This window comes from Paracidovorax sp. MALMAid1276 (assembly GCF_049198005.1).
Taxonomy (GTDB): Bacteria; Pseudomonadota; Gammaproteobacteria; order Burkholderiales; family Burkholderiaceae_C; genus Acidovorax.
In genome coordinates, this window is the sequence record NZ_JBMIRS010000158.1 from 1 (window position 1) to 4361 (window position 4361).

The window sequence follows — 4361 nt, forward strand, 5'->3', positions numbered from 1 at the left end:
TCGACAAGCTCAGCCCGAACGGGTGGGGTAGCGCCCAGGCTTCGACAAGCTCAGCCCGAACGGGTGGGGAGTGGCGCCAAGGCTTCGACAGGCTCAGCCCGAACGGTCCAGCTGGTGCCCCACGCCACACCCCTCGCCCCCTGCTGCGTAGTTCTACGGAGCCCCGCGCGTAGCCGTCCGAATGGCTGAAACCGGCGGCAATTTTTACAGTTCTCCCACGGCGCCACACCGGGTGGCACCGACGTCAAAACACCGGAGAACCCCCACCATGCGCAACCCCCTCGCGACCGCCGCCGCCATCGCCCTGTCCCTCATCGCCACCGCTGCCAGCGCCGAAGGCGGCGTGCGCACCGAGAAGAACCTGTCGCTGGACCTGGCCACGCAGATCGCCGCCCACACGGTGGCCACCTGCAGCGCCAATGGCTACCACGTGACCGCTACCGTGGTCGACCGCTCGGGCACCGTGCGTGCCGTGCAACGCGCCGACAACGCCGGCCCGCACACGCTGGAAGCCAGCCGCCTGAAGGCCTACACCTCGGCATCGGCCAAAAACACCACGCTGGCCATCATGGAAGCCTCGCAAAAGAACCCCGCCGCCGCCAACCTGGGCCAGATCCCCGGCTACCTGCTGCTGGGCGGCGGCGTGCCGGTGAAGGTGGGCAACGAAGTGATTGGCGCCGTGGGCGTGGGCGGCGCACCGGGCGGCCATCTGGACGAACAATGCGCCGTGGCAGCCATCGCCAAGGTGCAAGACCAAATCAAGTAACCCCCCCCCCCTGTGGCGCTGCGCGCCATCCCCCGCGGGGGACGCCACCGGCGCGGCGGGGCGGCCCTTGCGCGGTGGCCGCCGGGATGCGCCGCGCGCACAACCCACGCCGCAAGCCCGGCATGGCTACGGATTGAATCTTCGAAAGGGAAGCACCATGGTTCGAGTATTTGCCTGGCCTGCAGGGCTCGCGTGCGCGCTGCTACTGGCACAACCACGCCCGGCACCGGCCCAGGTGCCGCCCACGGCTGCCGAAACGGCGGCCTACCAGGGCTTGCATGCGGCGGCGGCGCGGGGCGACCTGCCGGCGCTGCGCAAGCTGCTGGCGGCACGGTCTGACCTGAACGCCCGCGACGCCCACGGCCGCACGCCGCTGCATGTGGCCACGTTCGCCCGGCAGGCCGATGCGATCCGCGCGCTCGCCCAGGCCGGGGCCGACCTGAACGCGCTGGAAAACGACCGCTACGACGCGGTGACCATTGCCGCCGTGGCCGACGACGAGGCCACGCTGCGGCTGTTGCTGCAGCTGGGCGCCAGCGCCGGGCAGGTCACCAGCCGCTACGACGGCACGGCGCTGATTGCCGCCGCCCACCTGGGGCACGACGGCGTGGTGCGCCAGCTGATTGCGGCGGGTGCGCCGCTCGACCATGTGAACAACCTGCACTGGACGGCGCTGATCGAGTCCATCGTGCTGGGCGACGGCGGCCCGCGCCACCAGGCCACGCTGCGGGCGCTGCTGCAGGCTGGCGCCAGCACCGCGCTGACGGACCGGCAGGGCAACACCCCGCTGCAGCTGGCGCGGCAACGGGGCTATGGGGCCATGGTGGAGATGCTGCTGGCGGCGGGCGCGGCGCGTTGAGCGGCGCCGCAGGCCCATCCATCAAACTATGATTTTTATAGCTGTCAGCGCTTGATGGATAAGCGCTGAAGTCCTATTTCACTCAAAATCCGTGGTCCCCGTCACCAGCCGGGCCTTCACGCTCTTGCCCTTGACGCGCCCGCTGTTGAGCCGTGCCACGGCCTGCGCGCCGATGGCGCGGTCCACCGCCACGTAGGTCGAGAAATCGTTGACGTTGATCTTGCCGACCTGCTCGCGCGTATAGCCCATGTCGCCGGTCAGCGCGCCCAGCACGTCGCCGGCGCGGATCTTTTCCTTGCGGCCCCCGATGATCTGGATGGTGAACCGGGGGGGCAGCAGCGGGCCGCCGCCGGTGGCGGTGAGTTCGGCCAGCGGAAACCAGCGCGACTCGCGGCCCTGCAACTGCTCGATGCGGCCCACATAGCCCATCTCGTCCAGGCTGGCCAGGTTCAGCGCCAGGCCGTCCGCGTCGCCCCGGCCGGTGCGGCCGATGCGGTGCACGTGCACCTCGGGGTCGGGGGTCACATCCACGTTGATCACGGCCGCCAGGTTGGCGATGTCCAGTCCGCGCGCGGCCACATCGGTGGCCACCAGCACCGAGCAGCTCTGGTTGGCGAACTGCACCAGCACCTGATCGCGCTCGCGCTGCTCCAGCTCGCCAAACAGCGCCAGCGCGCTGAAACCCTGCGCCTGCAGCACGGCCACCAGATCGCGGCACTGCTGCTTGGTGTTGCAAAAGGCGATGGACGAGGCGGGGCGGAAGTGATTGAGCAGCTGCGACACGGCGTGCAGCCGCTCGCTGCTTTTTACCTCGTACCAGCGCTGCTCGATCTTGCCCTCGGCATGCTGCGCCTGCACGGTGATCTGCTGCGGGCTCTTCATGAACCGGGCGGCGAGCTGGGCGATGCCCTCGGGGTAGGTGGCCGAGAACAGCAGGGTCTGGCGCTGCGGCGGGCACTGGCGTGCCACGGCGGCGATGTCGTCGAAGAAGCCCATGTCCAGCATGCGGTCGGCCTCGTCCAGCACCAGGGTGTTCAGCGCGTCCAGGCTCAGGTGCTGGCGCTCCAGGTGGTCCAGCACGCGGCCGGGCGTGCCCACCACGATGTGGGCTCCATGCGCCAGGCTCTGCATCTGCCCGCGCAGCGGCACGCCGCCACACAGCGTCACGACCTTGATGTTCTCTTCGGCCCGCGCCAGGCGGCGGATCTCGGTGCTCACCTGGTCGGCCAGCTCGCGCGTGGGGCACAGCACCAGCGCCTGCACCGCAAAGCGGCGGGGGTTGAGGTTGGCCAGCAGGGCCAGTGCAAAAGCAGCGGTCTTGCCACTGCCGGTGCTGGCCTGGGCGATCAGGTCCTGGCCCAGCAGCGCGGGCGGCAGGCTGGCCGCCTGGATGGGCGTCATGGTGGTGTAGCCCAGCTGCACCAGATTGGCCAGCATGCTGGGGCTCAGCGCCAGTGCGCCGAAGTCGGCGGCGGCCGGAGAAGTTGCGGAGTTCATGGTGGCGATTATCCCGGGCGGCTGCAGGACCTGGGCACGCCGCCCTGCTCCCCAGCCGGCGCACCGGACACCCGGGCAACTCCCTTACCTCTTCGCGCAGCGGATCGGCTATAACGGTATGCACCTGCTGGCGCGCCGTGCGGTGCACCAAGTGCGTCGGCACGGTCCAAAGCACCGGGTGGGACATGCCAGATTCAACCAACGCAGCGGCCGACAATGCCGGGCCCAGCGGCGGGGCCAGCGACTCCCTGCTGCGCCTGATCGCCGATTCGGTCCCGGCCCTGATGGCCTACTTCGACCTGCCCGGCCTGCGCTGCCAGTTTGCCAACCAGGGGTATGCCGCCTACAACGGCCACAGCACCCAATCCATTCTCGGCCTGACGGTGCAGCAAGCCATTGGCGACAAGGCCTGGGCCAGCATCCAGCCCCATGTGGAGCGCAGCACGCGCGGCGAACATGTGAAATACACCCGTGAGCAGTCGCTGCCCAACGGCGAACTGCGCATGATCGAGGTGAACCTGATCCCGCACTTTGATGGCCCGCCGGAAGGCCGCCAGCTCGGCTCCTTCGTGCTCATCACCGACATCACGGAGCGCTGGCGCGCCGAACGCACCGTGCGGCAAAGCGAAGAGCGCATGCGCAAGTTCACCGAGGCCACCGAAGAGGCCATCGTGTTTCATCGCGACGGCCTCATCACCGATGGCAACGAGGCGCTGACCCGGCTCACGGGCTATGCACTGCAGGAAGTGCTCGGGCAGTCCATCTTCAGCTACATCAGCCCCGAATGGCGCGCCACGGCGCTCGAATACACACGCAACGCCCGCGAGGACCCGTATGAGGTCACCATCCGGCACAAGGACGGCCACGCCATCCCCGTGGAGGTCGTGGGCAAGACCATGCCCCTGCACCATGCCGACTACCGCATCGTGGTGGTGCGCGACATCACCGCGCGCAAGCAGGCGCAGGAGCGGGAAGCCTTCATCGCACTGCACGACAGCCTGACGCTGCTGCCCAACCGCCACTTTCTGATGGAACAGCTGGCGCAGGTGCTGTCGCTCGCGCGCAGGCGCCATGGCCGCACGGCCGTGTTGTTCGTCAACCTGGACCACTTCAAGACCGTGAACGACTCGCTGGGCCACCACGCGGGTGACCAGTTGCTGCGCAGCGTGGCCGAGCGCCTGCGCGGCGGCGTGCGCGATGCCGACGTGGTGGCGCGCCTGGGCGGCGACGAGTTCGTGG

Annotated in this window: 4 protein-coding genes; 3 read left to right on the top strand and 1 reads right to left on the bottom strand. The window is 69.2% G+C overall.

What is annotated here, in order from left to right:
* Positions 1-268 precede the first annotated feature (268 nt).
* Positions 269-766, top strand: coding sequence for a GlcG/HbpS family heme-binding protein (locus tag ACOQFS_RS10700; RefSeq protein ID WP_421562860.1), 498 nt, complete (start codon positions 269-271; stop codon positions 764-766).
* A gap of 157 nt (positions 767-923) precedes the next feature.
* Positions 924-1625: an ankyrin repeat domain-containing protein gene (locus ACOQFS_RS10705; protein ID WP_421562861.1), complete on the top strand. Its 702-nt coding sequence runs from the start codon at positions 924-926 to the stop codon at positions 1623-1625.
* 78 nt (positions 1626-1703) lie between these two features.
* On the opposite strand, the gene dbpA is transcribed toward ACOQFS_RS10705, so the two are convergent.
* Positions 1704-3122, bottom strand: coding sequence for an ATP-dependent RNA helicase DbpA (gene dbpA / locus ACOQFS_RS10710; RefSeq protein ID WP_421562862.1), 1419 nt, complete (start codon positions 3120-3122; stop codon positions 1704-1706).
* Positions 3123-3307: 185 nt separating this feature from the next.
* On the opposite strand from dbpA, the gene ACOQFS_RS10715 reads away from it, so the two are divergent.
* A partial coding sequence (locus ACOQFS_RS10715; RefSeq protein WP_421562863.1) for a PAS domain S-box protein occupies positions 3308-4361 on the top strand: 1054 nt, incomplete at its 3' end.